16 protein-coding genes and 1 pseudogene are annotated in these 21418 nt (G+C 72.8%); 11 read left to right on the top strand and 6 right to left on the bottom strand.

Features of this window, described 5'->3' with window-relative positions; all coding sequences use genetic code 11:
* Positions 1-32: 32 nt before the first annotated feature.
* Entirely contained in the window at positions 33-980 is a 948-nt protein-coding gene (locus tag ABZ321_RS50165; RefSeq protein WP_344506271.1) for a GAF domain-containing protein, read from the bottom strand.
* 130 nt (positions 981-1110) lie between these two features.
* Here ABZ321_RS50165 and ABZ321_RS50160 point away from each other — a divergent pair, with 130 nt between their 5' ends.
* The 4 genes from ABZ321_RS50160 (at position 1111) to ABZ321_RS50145 (ending at position 5326) form a co-directional block, all read left to right on the top strand.
* Entirely contained in the window at positions 1111-2508 is a 1398-nt protein-coding gene (locus ABZ321_RS50160; RefSeq protein ID WP_344506272.1) for an NYN domain-containing protein, read from the top strand.
* A 71-nt stretch (positions 2509-2579) separates the two neighbouring features.
* On the top strand, positions 2580-2801 hold the full coding sequence (locus tag ABZ321_RS50155; protein ID WP_344506273.1) for a hypothetical protein: 222 nt from the start codon (positions 2580-2582) through the stop codon (positions 2799-2801).
* Positions 2802-2832: 31 nt separating this feature from the next.
* Complete coding sequence (locus ABZ321_RS50150; RefSeq protein WP_344506274.1) at positions 2833-4089, top strand: M48 family metallopeptidase; 1257 nt, start codon at positions 2833-2835, stop codon at positions 4087-4089.
* Between the two features lie 97 nt (positions 4090-4186).
* Positions 4187-5326 carry a glycosyltransferase family 4 protein gene (locus tag ABZ321_RS50145; RefSeq protein WP_354903492.1) on the top strand — a complete coding sequence of 380 codons (1140 nt, stop codon included), beginning with the start codon at positions 4187-4189 and terminating at the stop codon, positions 5324-5326.
* A gap of 1068 nt (positions 5327-6394) precedes the next feature.
* On the opposite strand, the gene ABZ321_RS50140 is transcribed toward ABZ321_RS50145, so the two are convergent.
* The 3 genes from ABZ321_RS50140 to ABZ321_RS50130 all read right to left on the bottom strand — a co-directional run bounded on the left by ABZ321_RS50140 (position 6395) and on the right by ABZ321_RS50130 (position 10531).
* Positions 6395-7063 carry a response regulator transcription factor gene (locus ABZ321_RS50140; RefSeq protein ID WP_033362529.1) on the bottom strand — a complete coding sequence of 223 codons (669 nt, stop codon included), beginning with the start codon at positions 7061-7063 and terminating at the stop codon, positions 6395-6397.
* A 32-nt stretch (positions 7064-7095) separates the two neighbouring features.
* Positions 7096-8637, bottom strand: a complete 1542-nt coding sequence (locus ABZ321_RS50135; RefSeq protein ID WP_344506345.1) for a GAF domain-containing protein — start codon at positions 8635-8637, stop codon at positions 7096-7098.
* A gap of 94 nt (positions 8638-8731) precedes the next feature.
* On the bottom strand, positions 8732-10531 hold the full coding sequence (locus tag ABZ321_RS50130; protein ID WP_344506276.1) for a long-chain fatty acid--CoA ligase: 1800 nt from the start codon (positions 10529-10531) through the stop codon (positions 8732-8734).
* Positions 10532-10617: 86 nt separating this feature from the next.
* Between ABZ321_RS50130 and ABZ321_RS50125 the strand changes: the two genes are divergently transcribed.
* From ABZ321_RS50125 to ABZ321_RS50100, 6 genes and pseudogenes are all read left to right on the top strand, one after another.
* Complete coding sequence (locus ABZ321_RS50125) at positions 10618-11076, top strand: SRPBCC family protein (RefSeq protein ID WP_354903490.1); 459 nt, start codon at positions 10618-10620, stop codon at positions 11074-11076.
* Positions 11073-11306: pseudogene (locus ABZ321_RS50120) on the top strand (hypothetical protein); the annotation flags it as partial. The gene ABZ321_RS50125 and the pseudogene ABZ321_RS50120, both read left to right, overlap by 4 nt.
* A 200-nt stretch (positions 11307-11506) precedes the next feature.
* Entirely contained in the window at positions 11507-12451 is a 945-nt protein-coding gene (locus ABZ321_RS50115) for an ROK family glucokinase (protein ID WP_354903489.1), read from the top strand.
* Positions 12448-13122 carry an endonuclease/exonuclease/phosphatase family protein gene (locus ABZ321_RS50110; protein WP_354903487.1) on the top strand — a complete coding sequence of 225 codons (675 nt, stop codon included), beginning with the start codon at positions 12448-12450 and terminating at the stop codon, positions 13120-13122. The genes ABZ321_RS50115 and ABZ321_RS50110 overlap by 4 nt, the downstream gene beginning before the upstream one ends.
* A gap of 224 nt (positions 13123-13346) precedes the next feature.
* Positions 13347-14750 (top strand): NAD(P)-binding domain-containing protein, encoded by a 1404-nt coding sequence (locus ABZ321_RS50105; RefSeq protein WP_344506280.1) that lies wholly within the window; start codon positions 13347-13349, stop codon positions 14748-14750.
* A gap of 32 nt (positions 14751-14782) precedes the next feature.
* Positions 14783-15637 (top strand): alpha/beta hydrolase, encoded by an 855-nt coding sequence (locus tag ABZ321_RS50100; RefSeq protein ID WP_354903497.1) that lies wholly within the window; start codon positions 14783-14785, stop codon positions 15635-15637.
* Between the two features lie 314 nt (positions 15638-15951).
* Here the strand turns inward: ABZ321_RS50100 and ABZ321_RS50095 are convergent, their stop codons facing one another.
* Positions 15952-16812 (bottom strand): DUF308 domain-containing protein, encoded by an 861-nt coding sequence (locus ABZ321_RS50095; protein WP_354903485.1) that lies wholly within the window; start codon positions 16810-16812, stop codon positions 15952-15954.
* Between the two features lie 179 nt (positions 16813-16991).
* Between ABZ321_RS50095 and ABZ321_RS50090 the strand changes: the two genes are divergently transcribed.
* The gene (locus ABZ321_RS50090; protein WP_344506282.1) at positions 16992-17693 is read left to right on the top strand and encodes a lysophospholipid acyltransferase family protein; all 702 of its coding nucleotides are present in this window, start codon (positions 16992-16994) and stop codon (positions 17691-17693) included.
* A 26-nt stretch (positions 17694-17719) separates the two neighbouring features.
* Here the strand turns inward: ABZ321_RS50090 and ABZ321_RS50085 are convergent, their stop codons facing one another.
* Complete coding sequence (locus ABZ321_RS50085; protein ID WP_354903484.1) at positions 17720-21376, bottom strand: adenylate/guanylate cyclase domain-containing protein; 3657 nt, start codon at positions 21374-21376, stop codon at positions 17720-17722.
* Positions 21377-21418 lie beyond the last annotated feature (42 nt).

The raw sequence follows: 21418 nt of genomic DNA, 5'->3' as shown, positions 1-21418 counted from the left end.
CACACTACGACCAGGGTGTGACAAAAAATCGCTCAGTGCGGCGGGAAGCGCAGCTCGAACCGGACGTCCGGCGAGCCGAGGGCCGCGTTGGTCCTGGCCACGGTCGCCCCGTGGGACCGCAGGATCTCCGCCACGGCCCGTGGGACCAGCTCGTCGGCCTCCCGCGTGCCGTCGAGGTCGGCCTGCCACTCCGGGGCGATCGAACCACCCGCGTGGCTGATCTCCACCGTCGGGACCGGGGTGCCCAGCACCCGCACCGCGACCCGTCCGCCGGGCGGCGCGACCTTCAACGCCGAGAACACCACATAGTCCAGCGCGCGCGACAGTCGGCCGGGATCCGCCTGTACCGACGCCGCATCGGTCACTCCGAGGGTGATGGCCATGTTTCTGGCGTCCGCGATGGGGCGCAACTCGCGGATGCGGGCCTCGGTCAGGTAGGTGAGGTCGACCGACCTGGACTCGGGCGGGCCGTCGAGCGCGGCGGCGTCGACCAGGCGCCGCAGCTCGAGCAGCTCCGTGACCTGCCTGGCGAGCGCCCGCAACGCCCGCATCTGGTCCAGGTTGAGCCGGTGCGGCGCGTGGTCGACCACGCACAGGGTGCCGAGTGCCGCGCCTTCGCTGGTCAGCAGGGGCGCGCCGGCGTAGAAGCGGATGCCGTCCGCGGCTCTGACGAACGGGTTGTCGGCGAACCGCGCGTCCGCGGTGGCGTCCGGGACGACCATCAGGTCGCGGCCCATGATCGCGTGGGCGCAGAACGCCACTTCGCGGGGCGTCTCGGTGATGCCGTCGAGGCCGGTCTTGGCCTTGAACCACTGTCGCTGGGTGTCGACCAGGGTGACCAGGGAGATCGGGGCGCCGCAGACCTCCGACGCGATCCTGACGATGTCGTCGAAGTCTGTCTCCGGCGGGGTGTCGAGGACCGCCAGTCCCCGCAGGGTCGAGATCCGTTCCGCTTCGTTGTCGGGTACCGGCGGCTGCATGTCCGTGCCTCCTCGCTGGCGTACCCAATCGGGTGAAATAAGGATATGTCAGCTTTTAGCCTTTCGAGGGAAGCCGCCGGTCCTGGAGACCATCCGGGGCGAATCTGGTCGACAATGCGACACTGGAGTGATGCCCGCGCACGATGCTCCCGACGACCTCGACGACGAGGCCGCGGTGACGTCTGCGCCGGAGGACGTCGACCTGCCGGACTCCGACGGCGGCGCCGAGCCCGCGCTGCCCGAGATCATCCGCCAGCGGGTCATCTCCCTCGCGGCCGGCGCCATGACCGGCCTGCCCCTCGACGAGCTGCCGATGCCGCTGCGGCGGGTCGCGAAGTTCGCCCCCAACCGGCGCGCCCGCCTCGGCGGACCCGTCATCGCGATGCAGCTGTCCGGCGACCCGCTGCTGCGCCAGCGCCTCGCGACCAGGGTCGTCAACGACGCCGGTGACCTGGGCGCCTCGATTCTGGAAGGGGTCGCGCCGCCGGCCGCCGACCCCGTCGAGGTCGCCGCGCTGGCCTACCTCGCCCGCCCCGACGGCTGGCGCGACCTGGTCGAGCGGGCCACCGACACGGTCCGCACCGAGGCCGAGGACGCCGCCGCGTCCGACCGCATCCGCGACGTCGAGCAGCGCCTCGCCCGCGCCGAGCACGACCGCGCCGTCGCCCGGGTCGAGGCCGACAAGCTCCGCGACGAGCTGGCCCGCCTCCGCGACGAGACCGCCGGCCTCCGCGAGGAGGTCCGCTCGCTGGGCAAGGCGCTGCGGGAGAGCCAGGCCAAGGAGCGCAAGGCGACCGACATGCTCGCCAGCGAGAAGGGCCGCGCCACCCGGGCGACCGCCGACCACGACGCCGAGCTGCGCCGCGTGCGCGCCAAGCTCGCCGAGGCGGAGACCGTGGCCGGCGCCCAGCGGCAGAGCGCCAAGGACGCCCGCGCCGTCGACGACGCCCGCCTCTGGCTGCTGCTGGAGACGATCGGGCAGGCCGCCGTGGGGCTGCGCCGCGAGCTGGCCCTCGACCCCACCGACCGGCTGCCGGCCGACTTCGTCGCCGAGCACGACGCCGACCGCCCGGACAACGCACCCGGCGCCGGCGCGGCCCGGGCGCTCGACGCCGACGACCCCGCCCGCCTCGACCAGCTGCTGAGCCTGCCGAAGGCGCACATGATCGTCGACGGGTACAACGTCACGAAGAAGGGCTACGGGGAGCTCTCCCTCGAACAGCAGCGCAACCGCCTGGTCGCCGGGGTCGGTGGTCTCGTCGCCCAGACCAGGGCCGAGGTCACCGTCGTCTTCGACGGCGCCGAGCGGGTCGTCGGGCTGCCGCCGGCGCCGCGCGGCGTGCGGGTGCTGTTCTCCAAGAAGGGCGAGACCGCCGACGAGCTGATCCGGCGCCTGGTCAGGGCCGAGCCGGCCGGCCGCCCGGTCGTGGTGATCTCCTCCGACAAGGAGGTCATCGACGGTGTACGCCGTCACGGTGCGTACCCGCTGGGGAACGACACCCTCCTCCGCCGGCTATCACGCTCCTGACCTGCGGAAACACATTTTTGTCATACCCCCCGCTTACCGTGGAGCTACAGACGGTCAACGGAGGAGGAGCGATGCTCGTCGACTGCGAGACCTGTTCAGTGCGCGGCACCGCCTGCGGCGGTTGCGTGGTGACCCTGCTGCTCGACACGCCACCCGCCCTGCACCAGCTCGGCGCGGCCGAGGTCCGCGCCATCGAGGTGTTCGAGCGGGCCGGGTTCGAGGTCACCGTGCTCGACCCCACCCACGTCGAGCCGGCCGCACCGCGCCGGTCGAGACGGCACCGCGCCGCATAAGCTTGCGGAGTTTCCGACCAGGAGGTGCGGCGTGACTCCTCGCGCATGGGCGGCGATCACCCTCGCGGCGCTGATCGTCGCGGTCGTGGTGGTCGCGGCGCTGCGGGTGCCCTGGTCGGCGCCGCCCGCGCCGCGAGCCGACCAGCTCGCCGCGCTCGACACGCTGCCCGCCGACGCCGTCGCCAAGGGGCAGGCGTTCCACGCGGCGCTGCGCCCCGGGATGTATCTGTCCATCGGCCTCGGCCTGCTCGTCGCGCTCCTGCTCGGCCTGACCCCGGCCGGCGCGTGGATCGTCGAGCAGGTGTCCCGGCCGTTCGGCGGCCACTGGCTCGCCCGGGCGCTGCTCGGCGGGCTCGCCGTCGTCTTCGTCGGTGAGGTGGCGGCGCTGCCGCTCGCCGCCTGGCGCCAGTCCATCCTCAGGCGCTATGGGCTGTCCACGCAGGACTGGTCCGCCTGGACGGTCGACATGCTCAAGGGCTATGCCGTCGGCGCGGTGATCGGCGCGGTCGTGCTCGTCGGCTTCTTCACCATCACGCACTTCGTGCCCCGCTGGTGGTGGGCGTGGGGAGCGGTCGGCGCGGCCCTGCTCACGGTGCTGCTGTCGTTCATCTTCCCGGTGCTGGTCGAGCCGGTCTTCAACAAGTTCACCCCGATGCCCGAGGGGGAGCAGCGGACCCGGCTCATGGCGCTCGCCGAGCGCGACGGCGTCCCCGTCCGCGACGTGCTGATCGCCGACGCGTCCCGCCGCACCCGGGCCGTCAACGCGTACGTGTCCGGTCTCGGCCCGACCCGCCGCATCGTCGTCTACGACACCCTGCTGGAGAAGGCGCCGCCGGAGGAGGTCGAGTCGGTCGTCGCGCACGAGCTCGGCCACGCCAAGGACAATGATGTGCTCACCGGCACGCTGCTCGGCGCGTTCGGCGCGGCCGCCGCCGTCTGCGCGCTGTACCTGCTGGGCTCGTGGGGCGCCCTGCTGCGCCGCGCGGGCGTGGACTCGATCGGCGAGCCGCGCGCGGTCGCCCTGCTGATCGCCGTCGCGACCGTGGCGGGCCTGCTCGCCGGCCCGGCCCAGGCGTTCGTGTCGCGCCGCGTCGAGGCCCGCGCCGACCGGCACGCCCTGCAGCTCACCGCCGACCCGGCCGGCTTCGAGGCCATGCAGGGCCGGCTCTCCCTGGTCAACCTCGGCGACCCCGACCCCAACCCCGTCGAGCAGTTCCTGTTCGGCTCCCACCCGACCGCCGTGGAGCGCATGGCCGAGGCCCGCGCCTGGGCCCGGGGCGAGCGGTGAGCACGGCGCGCGCGACGACTGCCGGTCCGGCCCGGCCGGGTGGGGACCGGCGACCCGGCGCGGCGTCCCGCGGGTCCGCGGCAGGGCGGGGTGCACGGTGACCACCCTGCTCATCACGAATGACTTCCCGCCCAGGCCCGGCGGGATCCAGCAGTTCGTCCACAACCTGGCGGTGCGGCAGCCCGCCGGGTCGGTCGTCGTCTACTGCTCGACGTTCCAGGGGGCGGAGAAGTTCGACGCGGAGCAGCCGTTCGAGGTGGTCCGGGAGCGGACGGGCATGCTCCTGCCCACGGCCGGTGTCGCCCGGCGCGCCGCCGAGCTCGCCCGGGCGCACGGTTGCGACAGTGTCTGGTTCGGGGCGGCGGCGCCGCTCGGGCTGCTCGCCGATGGCCTGCGACGCCGGGCGGGGGTCGAGCGGGTCGTCGCGCTCACCCACGGGCACGAGGTCGGCTGGGCCGCGCTGCCCGGCGCCCGCACCCTGCTGCGGCGCATCGGCCGGGGGGCCGACGTCGTCACGTACCTGGGTGAGTACACGCGCACCCGGCTCGCCAAGGTCCTCGACGGGCTCACGTCGCTGCAGCGGCTGGCGCCAGGGGTCGACGTCGACGCGTATTCACCACAGGTCGACCGCCACCTGGTCCGCGCCCGCCACCATCTCACCGACCGGCCCGTCATCGTTTGCGTGTCCCGCCTCGTGCCCCGCAAGGGCCAGGACGTGCTGATCCGGGCGCTGCCGCTCATCCGCCGCGCTGTCCCCGACGCCGCGCTGCTGCTGGTCAGCGGCGGGCCGCACCGGCCGGCCCTGGAGCGCCTGGCCCGCGAGACCGGCGTCGAGCGTGACGTCGTGTTCACCGGCGCCGTGTCGTGGGCCGAACTGCCCGCCCACTACGCCGCCGGCGACGTCTTCGCGATGCCCTGCCGCACCCGCCGCCGCGGGCTCGACGTCGAGGGGCTCGGCATCGTGTACCTCGAAGCCTCCGCCACCGGCCTCCCCGTCGTCGCCGGCGATTCCGGCGGCGCCCCCGACGCCGTCCGTGAGGGCGAGACCGGGTTCGTCGTCCCGGGCCGCGCCGTGCCCGCCGTCGCCGACCGCATCACGACCCTCCTGCGGGACCCCGCCCTCGCCGCGAGGATGGGCGCCGCGGGGCGCGCCTGGGTCGAGTCGGAGTGGCGCTGGGAGACCCAGGCGGACCGTCTTCGCACCCTGCTCACCCAAGCTCCGCCCGGCTCCCGCTGACGTTGGCGGCACCCGGCCACCGTCCCCCGCTTCGCGGCACGCCGGTCCGCGCTTCTCCGACCGGCGGTCCCGTACGGACGAGTGCCGGAGAGGCCTGGCGCGGTCGAGTCCGGCGCCGTCGGGGAGCGCGGCATTGGTGTCGCAGCTCCTGGCCTGCGACGTGCTGACCTGCGCTTCCTGTTTCCGGGAGCGCTGGATGCTTCGGGTCGCGGTCCCGTTCGAGCGGGTGCCGCAGATCCGGCGGCGCACAGATCGAAGTCGCGCAGTGGCCGTCGGGGCAGCCGCAACCGTCCTTGGATCACGGTCGCAAGCGCAGCCCCGTCAAGGCGGTGCCACGGGAGTTGCGCTGTGCTCCGCCCTCTCGGCGAACGAAGTTGCCTGGTGGCCGCCCGGGCGGCCACGGCCGTCCTTGGATCATGAGCGCACGCGTGGCGTGCTCAGCGCGGTGCCCGGGGAGCTGCGCTGTGTCCCGCCTTCGCGGTGATCGAAGTCGCCTCGTGGCCGTCGGGGCGACCGTGGTTGTCCTTGGATCGTGGGCGTGGGCGTGGGCGTGGCGTGGGGAGGGTGGTGCCGGTGAGTCGCGTTTATGGTCCGCCAGCTCGGTGATCGAAGTCGCGTGGTGGCTGTCCGGGCGGCCGTGGTTGGCCTTGGATCATGAGCGCATGGGCGGCGTGGCCAGAGCGGGGGCTGGGGGCTGCGCCCAGAGTGGTGGCCCCGGAGTGGTGGTTCGGAGCGGCGCGGTGGGCCGTCTGCTCGGTGATCGAAGTCGCGTGGTGGCCGTCGGGGCGGCCGTGGTTGGCCTTGGATCATGAGCGCGGGTGCGGTGTGGTCGGAGCGGACGGGATCGGCGGTCGGAGTGGGTGGGTGGTGGCTTTGAAGTGGTGCTGGTCGGCGGGGGCCGAACGAGTGGGGGATTCGCGTGGAGGTGGAGGAATGGGCGTCCGCGGTGCGAATGTGGTCGATGGCGGCGGGCGGGATGCGGGGTTGAGAAACGACAGGCTGGCCGTTCTGGGGGTTGGGGGCAGATCGGCCAGCGCCTATCGAAAAGTCGAAATCCGGGGAAGTGGGTCAGAACTTCGGAGCGTCGGGGGCTTCGAGGAGGCCGAGCCGCAGGGCGGTCATGAGGGCCTGGGCGCGGTTGGCGGCGCCGAGCTTCTCGTACAGCTTCGATATGTGCGTCTTCGCGGTGGACTCGGAGACGAACAATTGCTTGGCGATGCCGGCGACGCTCATGCCGTCGGCGAGCAGGCGCAGCACCTGGCCCTCACGGGGGGACAGCTGCGGGCCGCTGGGGGCCAGGCGCCGCTTCATCGCCTCGGCGAGGTCGGCGGCGGTGAACGCGGAAGGCGCCGAGGCGGCGTGACGGGCCGCGGCGACCACCTCGTCGGCCGGGGCGGTCTTCGGCACGAACGCGGAGGCGCCGGCCTCGAGCGCGCCGAAGAGCTGGTCGTCGCCGGCGTACATGGTCAGGACCACGATGCCCATGGTGTTGCTGGTCTTGCGCAGGGCGCGGGTCGCCTCCAGGCCGCTGCCGTCGGGGAGGCGCAGGTCCATGATGACCACGTCGGGCTGCAGGGCGCCGGCCTGGCGGATCGCCTCGGCGGCCGTCGCGGCCTCGCCCACCACCTCGAACTGCCGGTCACGCTCGAAGGCGTGCCGCAGTCCTCGGCGGATGAGATCGTGGTCGTCGACGAGCAGAACTTTGGTACGTGTCGTCGGCGTCGCGGTAGTCGACATTCCCGGTGCTCTCTCCCTCTGGTGCCTTCACGCTACCGCGCACGCGGTGCGGTTCCGAGCACAACCGCCACTGTTGTCCCATTCGGCACGCGCGGTGTGATCTCCAACCGGCCTCGGATACGTTCCGCTCTCTCGGCCATGATCGCAAGACCATAGCGTCCGTCTGGGCGGTTCTCACCGATGCCGCTTCCATCGTCGGAGATTTCTACCTGTGCGAACGGTGGATCGACCGCGCACGTTACCCAAAGATTCTCCGCCCCGGCGTGTTTCCGCGCGTTCGTGATGGCTTCCTGGGCAATGCGCAGCAGTTCCGCCTCGACTGCGGCGGGCAGCCGGGCGGTGGTTTCGTCGAGCGAGAGGTGCACGCGGAGCCCGGCGGAGGCGCCGACGGTGCGGGCGTAGTCGGCGATCGCCGCGGTGAGGCCGCCATACCGGTCGACCTCGCTGCGCAGCTCGAACAGCGACAGCCGCAGCTCGGTGATGACGCGGGTGACCTCGGCGCGCAGGATGCGCAGCTCCTCCTCGGCGGCGGCGGCGTCGGGCAGCGCGGCGACCGCGTTGTCGATGCCGTAGCCGACCATGACGAGCTCCTGGGCGACACCGTCGTGGATCTCGCGGGCGAGCCGCTGCCGCTCCTCGGTGGTGGCGAGGGACCGGACCTCGTCGAAGAGCAGCGCCGCCTCGAGGCGCAGCGCGGCCGCACCGGTCAGGCCGGTCACGCGGGCGAGGATCGCCGGCGGGTACGCCCCGGCGGTGTCACTCTCCAGGATGATGAGCCCGACGGTGCGGACGCCGGCGACGAGCGGCACGACCATCGAGGAGATGTCGCGGCTGGGCGCGACCGAGCGGGCCTGCGAGCGGCCCGACACGACCGGCTGCTGGGTCGCCCACGCGTCGGCGACGGAGCTCTCGGTGTCCAGCGCGGTCTCCCAGTCGAGGCGCTCCACGCCGGCCTGGGCGAGCACGACGAGCCGGCCGCCGCCGCTGCCGGACAGGACGGCGCCGCGGGACGACGGGACCATCGCCCGGACCTCGTCGAGGAGGTGCTCGGCGAGGCCGCCGGGGTCGAGGGTCGCGCCGGGCAGCTGCCGGGCGACGCTGCGCAGCTGGGTGAGCAGGCGGGTCGCCTCCACGTACGGCTGCGGCGTCTCGTCGGTGCGCCGGGCGAGGAACGCCCGCTGCAGGACCCCCGCCTGATACGCGCTGACCCCGGCGACGACCACCCAGGTCAGGCAGGCGGCGAGGTGCCGGCGTTCGTCGAGCACCCCGTCGGCGGCGCCACCGGCCACGAGGAGCGCCACCGCGGCCGCGAGGTAACCGCCGGCGACGACCATCCCCGAGGCGAGGGCCGTGCCGACGACCGGCACCGGCAGGTACACGAGGAAGCCGGTGTCCACGCCGGAGGCGGCGAGCGCGACGACGAGCACCTCGGCGGCGCGCCCGAAGTGCGCGATCCGGTGCGCCGGCGGCGCGACCGTGGCGATCGCGACCGCGATCAGCAGCAGCGCGAGCCAGAGCAGCTCCTCGGCACGCGTGCCGTCGATGAACAGCAGCGCCGCGACGAGCGCGAGCATCAGGACACGAACCGCGATCACGGCGCCTCTGGGACGGTCGCCCAGCACCGTCAGCTCGGTCAACGAATGGTCCTCCCTACCGTAGGTGAATGCATCAGCGCTCGTAGATGGCGGCGATCTCGCCGGCGTACTCCTTCAGGACGACGTTCCGCTTCACCTTCAACGACGGAGTGAGCGTGCCGGTCGCCTCGGTGAAGTCCTGCGGCAGGATCCGGAACACCTTGATCGCCTCGGCCTTCGACACGGTGGTGTTGGCGTCGTCGATCGCGGTCTGGATCTCGGCGCGCAGCTCGGGGTCGTCGACGAGCGCGGCCGCGTCGGCGCCGGCGGGCTTGCCGTGCGCGGAGGCCCAGGCCGGCAGCGCGTCGGGGTCGACGGTGACGAGGGCGGCGATGAACGGCTGCCGGTCGCCGACGACCATGCACTGGCTGACGAGCGGGTGCGCGCGGACCCGGTCCTCCAGGACGGCCGGGGCGACGTTCTTGCCGCCGGCGGTGACGATGAGCTCCTTCTTGCGACCGGTGATGCGCAGGTACCCGTCGTCGTCGAGCTCGCCGATGTCGCCGGTGTGGAACCAGCCGTCCGCGTCGATCGCCTCCGCCGTCGCGGCAGGGTTGTTCCAGTACCCCTTGAAGACGATGTCGCCCTGGACGAGGATCTCGCCGTCGTCGTCGATGCGGATCGTGACGCCGGGCAGCGGGCGCCCGACGGTGCCCATGCGCGCGCCGGTGTCACGGTTGGCGTTGGTGGCGGGGGAGGTCTCGGTCAGCCCGTACCCCTCGAAGATGGTGACGCCGATGCCGCGGTAGAAGTGCGCGAGCCGCTCGCCGAGGGGCGCGCCGCCGGAGATCGCCCGCGAGCACTGCCCGCCGAGCGCGGCCCGCAGCTTCCCGTACACGAGACGGTCGAACAACGCGTGCTGCGCGCGCAGCAGCGGACCGGGCCGCTCCGCGGAGCTGAACGCGATCGCCACCCGCTCCGCCCGGTCGAAGATGGCGCCCTTGCCGTCGGCGTGGGCGCGCTGCTTCGCCGTGTTGTACACCTTCTCGAACACGCGCGGCACCGACAGCACGAACGTCGGCCGGAAGCTCTGCAGGGTCGCCGCCAGGTTCTTCGTGTCGGCGGTGTGGCCCATCGTGGCCCGGGCCTGCACGACGCCGATCTGGATCAGCCGGGCGAACGAGTGCGCCAGGGGCAGGAACAGCAGCGTCCGGGCACCCTGGTGGAACAGCGACTGCAGCTCGGGGATCGCGTTGACGATGTCCGACAGCATGTTGCGGTGGGTGATCATGCAGCCCTTGGGCCGGCCGGTGGTCCCGCTGGTGTAGATGATCGTGGCGAGGTCGTCGGCCCTGGTGCCGGCCCGCCGCCGCTCGACGTCCTCGCGGGGCACGGCCGCGCCGTCGGCGCCGAGGACGTCGATCGCGCCGGGCGTGCCGGGCGCGCCGTCGATCTGCCACACGTGCTCGACCGCCGGCAGCCGGTCGCGGATCGCGGCGACCGTGTCGCGGTGCGTGTCGGTCTCGACGAAGCAGGCGACCGCGCCGGAGTCCTCGAGGATCCAGGCGACCTGCTCCGCGCTGGACGTCTCGTAGATCGGCACGGTGACCGCGCCGACCGACCAGATCGCGTAGTCGATGAGGGTCCACTCGTAGCGCGTCTTGCTCATCAGCGCGACCCGCTCACCGGGCTCGACGCCGGCGGCGAGCAGCCCCCGGGCGAGCGTCAGCACCTGGTCGTGGAACTGCGCGCAGGTGACATCCTGCCATCCGCCAGCTTGCTGGCGCTGGAACTGCACCGCGTCCGGCGCGGTGACCGCGTTGTCCCACACGGGGTCGGTCAGCGTGGCGTGGTCGCCGACAGTGACCGCTGAGGGCACGGTGAACTCGCGCACGTTCCGACTCCTTCGTTTCAACCCGTATTCGGGAACCTACCCTGCCGACGGATCGTCAGGCGCACCGCAGAGGTAGCCTGCCACGCATGGCCGACACTTCGACGCAGTCGATCGTCATTGACGCGCCCCCGGAGCGCATCGCCGAGGTCATCGCCGACTTCGCCCGATACCCCGAGTGGGTCGCCGCGGTGAAATCGGTCGAGGTGGTCGAGGAGTACGAGGACGGCTACGCCAGTCAGGTGCGCTTCGCGCTGGACTCCGGCCCGGTGTCGGACGAGTACACGCTGCAGTACGAGTATGCCGAGGACCTGACCCGGATCGAGTGGAGCCTGGTCGCGCCGTCGAAGATGCAGAAGCAGCAGGACGGCTCCTACGACATCACCGCCAACGGCGACGGCACCTCCACGGTCACGTACTCCCTCGCCGTGGAGCTCGCGATCGGCATGCTCGGCATGTTCAAGCGCAAGGCCGAGAAGATGATCATGGACACCGCGCTCAAGGAGCTCAAGCGGCAGGTCGAGGGCCTGTCCGGGGGTGCGGCATGAGCCGGGACGCGCGCGAGGAGGCTGAACGCCTCGTCGCGACCGCCCTCGCCGCCCTGTCGGTCGCCGCGAACAGCACCGCCGGCTTCGCCACCGGCTCCGCCGAGTGCTGCGTCTGCCCGGTCTGCAAGGCCATCGCCGCCGCCCGCGACCCCGACCCCGAGTTCGCCGAGCGCCTCGCCACCGGCGTCGGCGACCTGGCCGTCGGCCTGGCGGGCGTCCTGCGAGCCTTCGGCGGCGACAGCGCGACCGGAGCTCGTCGCGACAGCTCGCCAGGATCCACCGGTACACCGGAAACCCCCGAAACACCCGAAGACGTGTGGCAGCACGCCACGACGGAGACACCGAAGTCGCCGAAACCGATGGCCAAGAAGGCCGTCAAACCCAAGATTGATCCCGAGGCATAGCGCCTGTGCGAGAGGAGACAGACGCGGTGGGATTGACCATCGGAGTCGACATCGGCGGAACCAAGGTCCTCGGCGGAGTCGTCGACTCGGCGGGTGACGTCCTCGCGCAGACCCGGCGCGACACGCCGGCGCAGGACTCGTCGCAGACGGCCGACCGGATCATCGAGGTGATCCAGGAGCTGGCCGCCGCGCACCCCGTCGACGCCGTCGGCATCGGCGCGGCGGGCTGGATCGACGCGACCCGCTCGACCGTCCAGTTCGCCCCCAACCTCGCCTGGCGCAACGAGCCGCTGCGCGAGAAGATCACCGCCGCGGTCGGCCTGCCCGTCGTCGTGGAGAACGACGGCAACGCCGCCACCTGGGCGGAGTTCCAGTTCGGCGCCGGCCACGACGCCGACAGCTCGATGGTCCTCTTCACCGTCGGCACCGGCATCGGCGGCGGCATCGTCATCAACGGCGGCCTCATCCGAGGCACCAACGGCATCGCCGCCGAGCTCGGCCACATGACGATGGTCCCCGGCGGCCACCCCTGCGGCTGCGGGCGCAACGGCTGCCTCGAGCAGTACGCCAGCGGCAACGCCCTCGTCCGCTTCGCCAAGGCCGACGCCCGCGCCCACCCCGAGCTCGCCGAGCAGCTCCTCGCCCTCGCCGGCGGTGACCCCGACGCCATCCGGGGCCACTTCGTGACGCAGGCCGCCCGCCTCGGCGACACCGTCGCGACCGACGCCTTCGAGCAGATCGGCCGCTGGCTCGGCGTCGCCCTCGCCGACATCGTGCAGATCCTCGACCCGCAGGTCATCGTCGTCGGCGGCGGTGTCATCGACGCCGGCGACCTGCTCATGAAGCCCGCCCGGGCCAGCTACGAGGAGCAGCTCGCCCAGCGCGGCCGGCTTCCCGTCGCCGAGGTCCGCCCCGCCCTCATGGGCAACCTCGCGGGAGTGGTCGGAGCCGCCGACCTGGCGCGCGTATGAGCAAACTCAGGGTCCTCTCCTACAACCTGCACAGCCTGCGGGACGACCGCCGCGCCCTCTCGCAAGTCGTACGGGAGATCGCGCCCGACGTGGCGATCCTGCAGGAGGCGCCCCGCCGCTTCCGGTGGCGGCAGAAGTCGGCGGCCCTCGCCCGCGACTTCGAGCTCGTCATCGGCGGCGGCGGCCTACCGTCCCTGGGCAACCTCGTCCTGCTCAACCTGCGCGTCCGCCCGGTCGATGCCTTCGACATCCGCTACCCGCTGACCCCCGGCCGGCACATGCGCGGCGCCGCGTTCGTCCGCTGCCGCGTCGGGCGGTCGGCGTTCGCGGTCGCCGGCTCCCACCTGTCCACCGACGCCACCGAACGCCCCGGCCAGGCCACGCTGCTCAAACAGCACCTGTCCGAGCTGGCCGAGCCGGTCGTCTTCGCCGCCGACCTCAACGAGAACTCCGGCGGCGCCGCCTGGCGCACCCTCGCCGACGGCCTCGTCGACAGCGCTGGCACCGACGCCCGCCACACGTACCCGTGCTCGGCCCCACGCGAACGCCTCGACGTCGTCTTCGTCGACCCCCGCATCACCGTCCTGTCCTACGAGGTCGTCGACACCCCCGCCGCCCGCCAGGCCAGCGACCACTTCCCGGTCGTCGTCGAGCTCGACCTGCCCGAGTAGCCCGCCCCTCCCGCCCTCCGGCTGCGGCCTTGCGTGATCCGGAAGACTTTGTGCACCCAGGGCTGCCCGAACTCTTCCGGATCATGGGTGCCGGGTTCGGGGGCGTGACGTGCGGGACTGGACAAACCAGCGCCGAGCGGACGAGGATCTGCCCGCGACAAGGCGTGCGCGGCGACCGGGGCGCACGGTGCAGTGGGACGCGGTGCAGTGGGGAGACGACGCGGGTGACGAGCTTCGACGAACTGGCCGGCGGCGCGACCCACTGGCGCGACGGCGAGCCCGTCTACGACCGCGGCGACACCGTCTGCGTCATCGGCGCCGGCGGGACCGGCCTCACCGCGATCAAGAACCTCCGCGAGGCGGGCTTCGGCGTCGACTGCTACGAGCGCGAGACCGGCGTCGGCGGCGGGTGGAACTGGCGGCACGACCGCAGCCCGGTGTACTCCAGCACGCACCTGATCTCGTCGAAGCCGTTCACGCAGTTCCCCGACTTCCCGATGCCCGACGACTGGCCCGACTACCCGCACCACTCGCAGCTGCTCGCCTACTTCGAGCGGTACGCCGACCACTTCTCGCTGCGGGAGCACATCTGGTTCGGCACCGAGGTCGCCCGGGTCGAACCCGCCGACGACCCGGCCGGCGGCCCGCCGCGGTGGGACGTCACCGTGCGCGGCTCGCGGGGTGGGGCGCCGCGCACCATGCGCTACGCCGCCGTCGTGGTCGCCAACGGGCACAACTGGTCGCCGAAGATGCCCGAGTACGAGGGGCTCGAGGACTTCCGCGGCAAGGTCATCCACGCCAGTCAGTACAAGGACGCCTCCCAGCTGCGCGGGCGCAAGGTGCTGGTCGTCGGCGCCGGCAACACCGGCTGCGACATCGCGGTCGAGGCGGCCCAGCAGGCGGCGAAGTGCTGGCACTCGACCCGCCGCGGCTACTGGTACGCGCCGAAGTACGCCCTCGGCAAACCCGCCGACCAGGTCAACGACCGGATCCTCGCGATGCGGCTGCCGTTCCGGCTGCGCCAGTGGCTGCTGCAACGCACGATCAACATGACCGTCGGCGACCTGACCCGCTTCGGCCTGCCGAAACCCGACCACGGCCTGCTCGAGATGCACCCGCTCGTCAACAGCCAGCTGCCGTACTACCTCGGACACGGCGGGATCACGCCGCTGCCCGACGTCAAGCGCTTCGACCGCACGGACGTCGTCCTCACCGACGGTCGCACGATCGACCCCGACCTGGTGGTCTTCGCCACGGGGTACCGGCCGAGCTTCGACTTCCTCGCCCCGGAGCTGCTCTCGACGGACTCGGCCGGCCGCCCGCGACTGGCGCTGCAGATGCTGTCGCGCACCCACCCGACCCTTGCCGTCGCCGGCCTGTTGCAGCCCGACTCGGGGGTGTTCACGCTGGCGCACTGGCAGGCGGTGTTCATCGCCCAGTGGCTGCGCGTCCTCGACGCGTCGCCGACCCGCGCGCAGGCCCTGTGGGCGAAGCTGCGCCAGGAAGGCGACCGGCGTTTCACCGCCGGCAAGGTCACCGACTCGACCCGGCACTGGTTCGAGGTGAGCCACTTCGTGTACCTGCAGGAGCTGGAGAAGTCCCTGCACGAGCTGGAGGCGGTCCGTTGACCACCCGTGCCCCGTCCGCCACGACCCGCGTCATGCGCTCCGACGAGTGGTCGTCGCCGCCGAAGCCGGTGCGGCGCGAGGTGCTCACCGAGCAGCCCACCTCGTCTTCGGCTATTGCTTCGTCTTCGTCTTCGTCTTCGTCTTCGTCTTCGTCTTTGGCTTCGGCTTCGGCTTCTGATGACCGCCCGCCGGTGCTGTTCGTCCCCGGGTACGGCCACGGCGCCTGGGCCTTCGCCCAGCACTGGCTGGAGCACACCGCCGGCCGGGGCTTCCCCGCCGCCGCGATGAGCCTGCGCGGCCACGGCGGCAGCGGCCCCGACCCCGACGCCCGCCTGCGCGACTACGTCCACGACGTCACCCAGGTCGCCGCAGGCCTGCCGAAGCAGGCGATCCTCGTCGGCCACGGCACCGGCGCCCTCGTCGTGGCGATGGCGCTCGCCCGGTACCCGGCCCGCGCCGGCGTCCTCGTCGCCCCCGTCTTCGGCGGCCTGGCCACCGCCCTCGGCCTGCTGCGCCGCAACCCCGCCGGCACGCTCCCCGGCCTCTTCGGCGGCCACGTCAGCCTGCGTTCCACGCAGCTGTTCAGCCGCTCGCTGCCGGCCTCGGCGGCCCAGTCGTTCGCCGCCCGCCTCCAGCGGGTCCCCGCCGGCGCGCAGCGTCAGCTCATCCGCCGCCAGGAGCCCGAACCCCCGGTCGGCACCCCGCCGGTCCTCGTCGCCGGCAGCCCCGACGACCGCGTGGTCTCCGCGTCGGCGCTGGAGTGGGTCGCCCGCAGGTACGGCGGCTCCCCGCTCCTCTTCCCAGGCATGGGCCACGACCTGATGCTCGACGCCCGCTGGCAGGAACCCATCGACGCCATCCTCGACTGGCTGGAGAAACCCGCCTGACCGCCCGCACGCTTCACGCTTAACGCTGTATCGGCGTGCGCGCGGAGCGTGACTTTCGCAAGGTCGATTAGATCGATTGATGTACGGTGTGGAAGTAGGCCCGTCACCGGCACCGAGCCCGTCCTCGCCGCGACGTGCCGCGCTCTGCGACGTGCAGCTCCCGAGGCCCGCCGCACTCCCGGCCAACGAAGCGCCATCACGCGCCGCGCCCGCACGACACGCCGGCGCGGCAGGCCACCGGGCGGTCGGGGGCGTCGTCCTCGTCCTCGTCGTCGGCGGGGTGCGGGCGCGGGGGTGCCGTGGTTGGGGGTGGGTCAGACGCGGGCGCCGTTGTCGGGGTCGTCGTCCTCTTCGTCGCCGGGGCGTAGGCGCAGGATCAGGGTGACGAAGCCGCTCAGCAGCAGGGCGAAGCCCAGGAACAGGGTGGACTGGGGGCCGAAGACCGGCAGGAGGTCGGGCCAGATCAGCAGGACCAGGCCGCCGATCAGGGCCAGGACCGCCAGGACGGTCGACGGGGCGATCCGTGGCAGCGGGGGAGGGGGAGGCGGGGTGTAGCCGGCGTCGTCGTCCTCGTCGTCGGGCAGGTCGGCGCCGAAGGAGTCGAGGCTGTCCAGCAGGGAGCGGTCGACGGCGTCGGAGGCGCGGCGCAGCGGGGTGCGGGGGGCCGGCTCGGTGTCCATGTCGGCGGCGGCGGAGCCCGATGAGTCGAGGTCCTCGGCGGCGGGCCAGGGGGCGCTGGTCGGATCGACGGTGGTGTGGAAGCCGGCGATGATGCTGGCGAACGTCTCGTCGTCCGACTTGCGGCTCGTCTTGGCCTCCTGGGATGACTGGGATGACGGGGATGACTGGGGTGAGGGCGCCGTGGCGGGCTGGGGGGCCTCGGCGGGTGGGGTGTGCTGCTCGGGCACGGCGGTAAGCTGGGTGAAATAGTCGCGCGCCGTGGCGAGGTGGTCACGATCAGCGTAGAGCCGGTCGGTGGGTCTGGCGGGCAGGGTCGTGGTGCGCGTCACCGGGTGCAGGTCGGTGGCGGGCTGCAGATAGGCGGCGATGCCACCGGCCGCCAGCACGTCCAGCAGATGCTCGCCGACCCGCGGGTCGACGTCTCCGACCACCGCGTATTCCTGCGCTACCAGGCCGTTGTCGCGCCGGCCGCGCCGCGCCCCACCCCCTGGCACCGCCTGCCCCTCCCCGCGGCCGACACCGCGACGACCGGGTCCGCCGCGAAAAAACCGCTGACCGAAATCCTGACACGTGCACGGGCGGTTCCGGGAGTGCGTTGTGGTGTGCCGAACTGGTTCGTAGGCTCTTTGCGACGGTCATCACCGATTGTTGGCAGATCTTGGAAGGTTGAGCGGTGCTCTACTGGTTCCTCAAGTACATCGTCCTCGGGCCTGTGCTGAAGCTCATCTTCCGCCCCAGGGTGGAGGGGCTGGAGCACGTCCCTGCCGAGGGGCCCGTGATCATCGCCAGCAACCACCTGTCGTTCGCGGACTCGATCTTCATGCCGCTGAGCGTCAAACGGCGGGTCACGTTTCCGGCCAAAGCCGAGTATTTCACCGGCAAGGGCATCAAGGGCCGCCTGATCAAGCTGTTCTTCGCCGGCACGGGGCAGGTGCCGATCGACCGTTCCGGCGGGAAGGCGGCCCGGGCCGCGCTGGAGGTCGGCCTCAAGATCCTGCGGGAGGGCGGCGTCTTCGGCATCTACCCGGAGGGCACCCGCTCGCCGGACGGCCGGCTCTACCGGGGCAAGACCGGGGTGGCCCGGCTGGCGCTGGAGTCCGGTGCCGTGGTCGTGCCGGTGGCGATGATGAACATGGACAAGGTTCAGCCGATCGGGCAGATCCTGCCGAACCTGAAGCGCGTGCACATCCGCTTCGGGCCGGCGCTGGACTTCTCCCGGTACGCGGGGATGGCCGGCGACCGGTTCATCGAGCGCGCCGTCACCGACGAGATCATGTACGAGCTGATGACCCTCTCCGGCCGCGAGTACATCGACATGTACGCGCAGAAGGTGAAGAGCACCCCGGAGCCGCAGAAGCAGCCCGTGGCGGCGTAGGCCACACAGCGACGTACAAAGGCCGCCTACAACGGCGTAGGCGGCAGCTCGGCGAGCGTCAGCAGCATCGGCGCGCCGGCCTGGGTGGCGAAGGCGACCAGCTCGCTGCGCCACGGCTCGAGGCGCTCGGCGGCGGCCGGCCCGAGCCGCCCGAGCGCCTGCACGGCCCAGGTGAGCGACAGCATGCGGGCGGAGGCGTTGGGGATCTCGCCGTACAGCTCCGCGGCGGCGAGGTGCATGTCGGCGGCCCGGGCGAAGTCCCCGTCGACGAACGCGATCGCCCCGGTGATCGTCCGCAGCGCCGCCTCGACCCACGGCGTGCGGTGCGGCACGTCGGCGAGCATGTCGCGGATCGCCATCATCGCGACCCGGCCGGCGAGGACAGCGGCGTGGGCGGTCGCGTCGATCCACTCGCCGCTGGCGATCGCCCGCACCTCCCGCCAGGTCTTGGCGAGCTCGACGATCAGCGCCTCGGCGTCCCGCGAGTGGCCCTGCAGCGCCCGGCAGAGGGCGCCGTGGCCGAGGACGGTCCACTGCAGGCGGTAGAAGCCGCTGCGCCGGCCGGCGGCGACGAGGCCCTCGATCTCGTCGGCGTTGATGAACGGCTCGCCGCGCAGGATCTTCATCCACGCGTGCGCGCCGCGGACCTGCAGGTCCCATTCGGAGGCGGGGGCGCGTTCGGCGACGCCGATGAGGGTGGCCCAGTCGCCGGTGAAGTACGCGACCTGCGCGACGTTGGAGTAGCCGGTGGCTAGGGTGTGGCTGCCGGGCACGGTGTTGCGGGTGCTCTCGTACATCGCCGCGGACGCGGTCCAGTCGCCGTCCTCCAGCAGCGCCCACGCGACGTTGCGCATCGCCCGGTGCTCCGACAGCAGCCGCCGCTCCCGGCACACCTCGAGCGCGGCCTGCAGCTCGACCAGGCCGGACCGGTCGCCGGCCTGGAAGAGCGCGGTGCCGATGGTGATCCGGGCGCTGGTCGCGACCTCGATGAGGCCGAGCCGGTCGGCGATCTCCGCGGCGGCGCTGGCCGCGGCGACGGCGGGCTCGACCTCGAAGTTGGACATGTGCAGGCGGCCGAGCTCGGCGTACGCGTCGGCCTTCTCCGGCGCGTCCGGCAGCTCGTCGAACAGCTCCACGGCCCGGTCCAGGCACGACAGGGCGTCGAGCCGGTCGGCGCGCAGCCACGCGGCCTGCCCGCGGATCGTCCAGGCCCGGGCGGCGCTGGCCTGCTCACCGGCCGCGTAGAGCCGCTCGGCGAGGCTCGCCAGCTGGTCCGTGCCCGCCATGGCCACGTCGGCGCTTCCCGTTTCGCCGGATCCGCCGGTACGGGCCGCGCCCGCCGGGCCGGAGCCGGCGGTGCCGAGGAAGGACTCCGGATCGGCGTAGAAGGCGATCTCCGTGGCCAGGAGCTCGATCCGCAGCCGCTCGCCCTGGTCGGTGCTGTCGTCGCAGAGGGCGAGGGCCTTGCCGGTGTGGGCGGCGGCGGCGTCGAGGGCGTGCAGCGCGTACGCGCGGCGGGCCGCCCGGTGCAGCGCGTCCCGTGCCGGCACGCTGTACCGGGGCGCGTCGAGGCCGAGCGAACCGGCGATCTCGTAGGCGGTGTACCGGTGGTTGGCGACGACCTCGGCGAGGTCGGTGTCGCGGTCGGCGGCGACGCTGTCGAGCCAGGCGGCGGTCAGCTCGTGCCGGGCGACCCGCTCGGTGCGGGGGAGCCGCTGGTAGCAGACGTCGCGGACGAGGACGTGGCCGAAGCGGTACTCCGTCTGCCCCTCCATCGTCGAGGCGGCCTGCTCGTGGATGAGGTCGCGCTGCTCGAGGCGGCGCAGGGAGCGTTCGATGCCGTCGGCGGGGCGGCTCATCGCGGCGGCGACCGCGCCGGGCCAGAAGTTCATGCCGACGACCGCGGCGGCCTGCAGCACCGCCCGGTCGGCGGCCTCGAGGAGGTCGACCCGGTTGGCGATGACCGCGTGGACGCTGTCGGGCATCGGCAGCACCCGGCTGAGGGTGTCGGAGGTGCGGACGTTGCCCTGCTCGGCGAGCATGCGGGTGTACTCGAGCGCGTACAGCGGGTTGCCGTCGGCGAGCTCGACGAGCGAGTTGAGCGAGTGGCCGGGGAACGCGGCCTGCCCGAGCAGGTGCGCGTACATGGTGGCGATCTCGGCGTCGCGCAGCGGTGGCAGCGTGATGGTGACCGAGCCGGCGATGGCACCGGCCCAGCTGGCGTTGCGCTCCAGGAACTCCGGCCGGGCCGTCGACAGCAGGAGCAGGGGCACGTCCCGTACCGACGCGCCCAGACGCTCCACGAACCGCACCATCGACTCGTCGGCCCAGTGCAGGTCCTCGAACACCAGGACCGTCGGCCGGTGCGCGGCCAGCGCGACCACGAAACGCCGCCAGGCGGACTCGGTCTCGTCGGGGGCGAGCTTCGGCCCGGGCAGGCCGACGAGCGGGCTGAGCGCGTCGGCGAGCCGCTCGGCCTCCGACGGGGTGACGATCACGCTGAGCGCCGTGTCGAGCCGCTCGCGGGCGGTCTCGGCGCTGTCGGTGTCGAGGATGCCGGCCTGCGCCTTGACGATGTCGGCGAGCGCGGCGTAGGTCACGTTCTCCCCGAACGGGGGGCAGCGGCCGGTGCGCCACGCGACGGGCGCGTCGAAGAGCCGCTCCGCGTGCAGGAACAGCTCGTGCACGAGCCGGCTCTTGCCGATCCCGGCGTGCCCGATGACGGTGACCAGCTGCGGGGTGCGCTCGCGCAGGCCCCGGTGCAGGGCGTTGACCAGCAGGCTGAGCTCGTGGGTGCGGTTGACCAGGGGCGTGGAACCGGCCTCCCGGTCGGGGTGGTTGCGCCGCAGCGGCGCGAGGGCCAGCCACACCTCGGTCGGGGTGGAGCGGCCACGCAGCGTGGCGGGAGGCTGCGCCTCGTAGCGGATCGAGGACTTGGTCAGCGCATACGTGCTGCCGCAGACGAGGACCCCGCCGGGCGGGGCGAGGGACTGCAGCCGGGAGGCGGTGTTGACGACGTCGCCGGCGACGATCGCCTGGCCACCGTCGCGGGCCGCGGCCACGTCGACGAGGGCCTCGCCGGTCGCGACCCCGACGCGGAAGCGCAGCGCCCGCTCGCCGTCGCCGGTGCTGGCATACCGCGCGAGCACCCGCTGCAGCTCCAGGCCGGCGCGCACGCAGCGCACGGCGTCGGTCTCGGTGGCCACGGGCGCGCCGAAGAGCGCCATGACGGCATCGCCGATGTACTTCTCGACGACCCCGCCGTACTGACCGATGACCTCGCGGGCGGTGGAGAAGAAGCCCTTCTGCAGCTCGCGGACCAGCTCGGGGTCGGCGCGTTCGACATAGGGCGTGAAGTCGATCAGGTCGACGAACAGGACGCTGATCCGCCGGCGGTCCTCGCTGCGGGTGGCGGGGATCGACACCGTGGCCCGGCCGATGTGGCCACCGCCACGGTCGGCGCGGCTCGCCGTGCCGCCGCCAGCGCCGGTGGCGGCGCGTGGGGTGCCGCAGCCGGTGCAGAACGACGCGTCCGGGCTCAGCGATCGGCCGCATGTCGCGCAGGCAGGACTCAGCTCGGCGCCGCATCCACCGCAGAACCGGTCACCATCGCCTGACTGGCGGCCGCAGCGTGCGCACTGACTGGAAATCGCCGACACTCCCTGATTTGGATCCCCGCACATCCTCACACGCCGGGGACCCGATCGACCACCGCGTTGCGGCAC

It is taken from the genome of Dactylosporangium sp. NPDC006015 (assembly GCF_040614215.1).
GTDB classification, from domain to species: Bacteria; Actinomycetota; Actinomycetes; order Mycobacteriales; family Micromonosporaceae; genus Dactylosporangium; species Dactylosporangium maewongense.
This window is presented reverse-complemented; position numbering and strand designations above follow the sequence as displayed.

Bases quoted from the DNA above. Each gene is read 5' to 3' on its own strand.
- ABZ321_RS50165 (WP_344506271.1), bottom strand. From the start codon at position 980: ATGCAGCCGCCGGTACCCGACAACGAAGCGGAACGGATCTCGACCCTG.
- ABZ321_RS50160 (WP_344506272.1), top strand. From the start codon at position 1,111: ATGCCCGCGCACGATGCTCCCGACGACCTCGACGACGAGGCCGCGGTG.
- ABZ321_RS50155 (WP_344506273.1), top strand. From the start codon at position 2,580: ATGCTCGTCGACTGCGAGACCTGTTCAGTGCGCGGCACCGCCTGCGGC.
- ABZ321_RS50140 (WP_033362529.1), bottom strand. From the start codon at position 7,063: ATGTCGACTACCGCGACGCCGACGACACGTACCAAAGTTCTGCTCGTC.
- ABZ321_RS50135 (WP_344506345.1), bottom strand. From the start codon at position 8,637: ATGCTCGCGCTCGTCGCGGCGCTGCTGTTCATCGACGGCACGCGTGCC.
- ABZ321_RS50125 (WP_354903490.1), top strand. From the start codon at position 10,618: ATGGCCGACACTTCGACGCAGTCGATCGTCATTGACGCGCCCCCGGAG.
- ABZ321_RS50110 (WP_354903487.1), top strand. From the start codon at position 12,448: ATGAGCAAACTCAGGGTCCTCTCCTACAACCTGCACAGCCTGCGGGAC.
- ABZ321_RS50100 (WP_354903497.1), top strand. From the start codon at position 14,783: ATGCGCTCCGACGAGTGGTCGTCGCCGCCGAAGCCGGTGCGGCGCGAG.
- ABZ321_RS50085 (WP_354903484.1), bottom strand. From the start codon at position 21,376: ATGTGCGGGGATCCAAATCAGGGAGTGTCGGCGATTTCCAGTCAGTGC.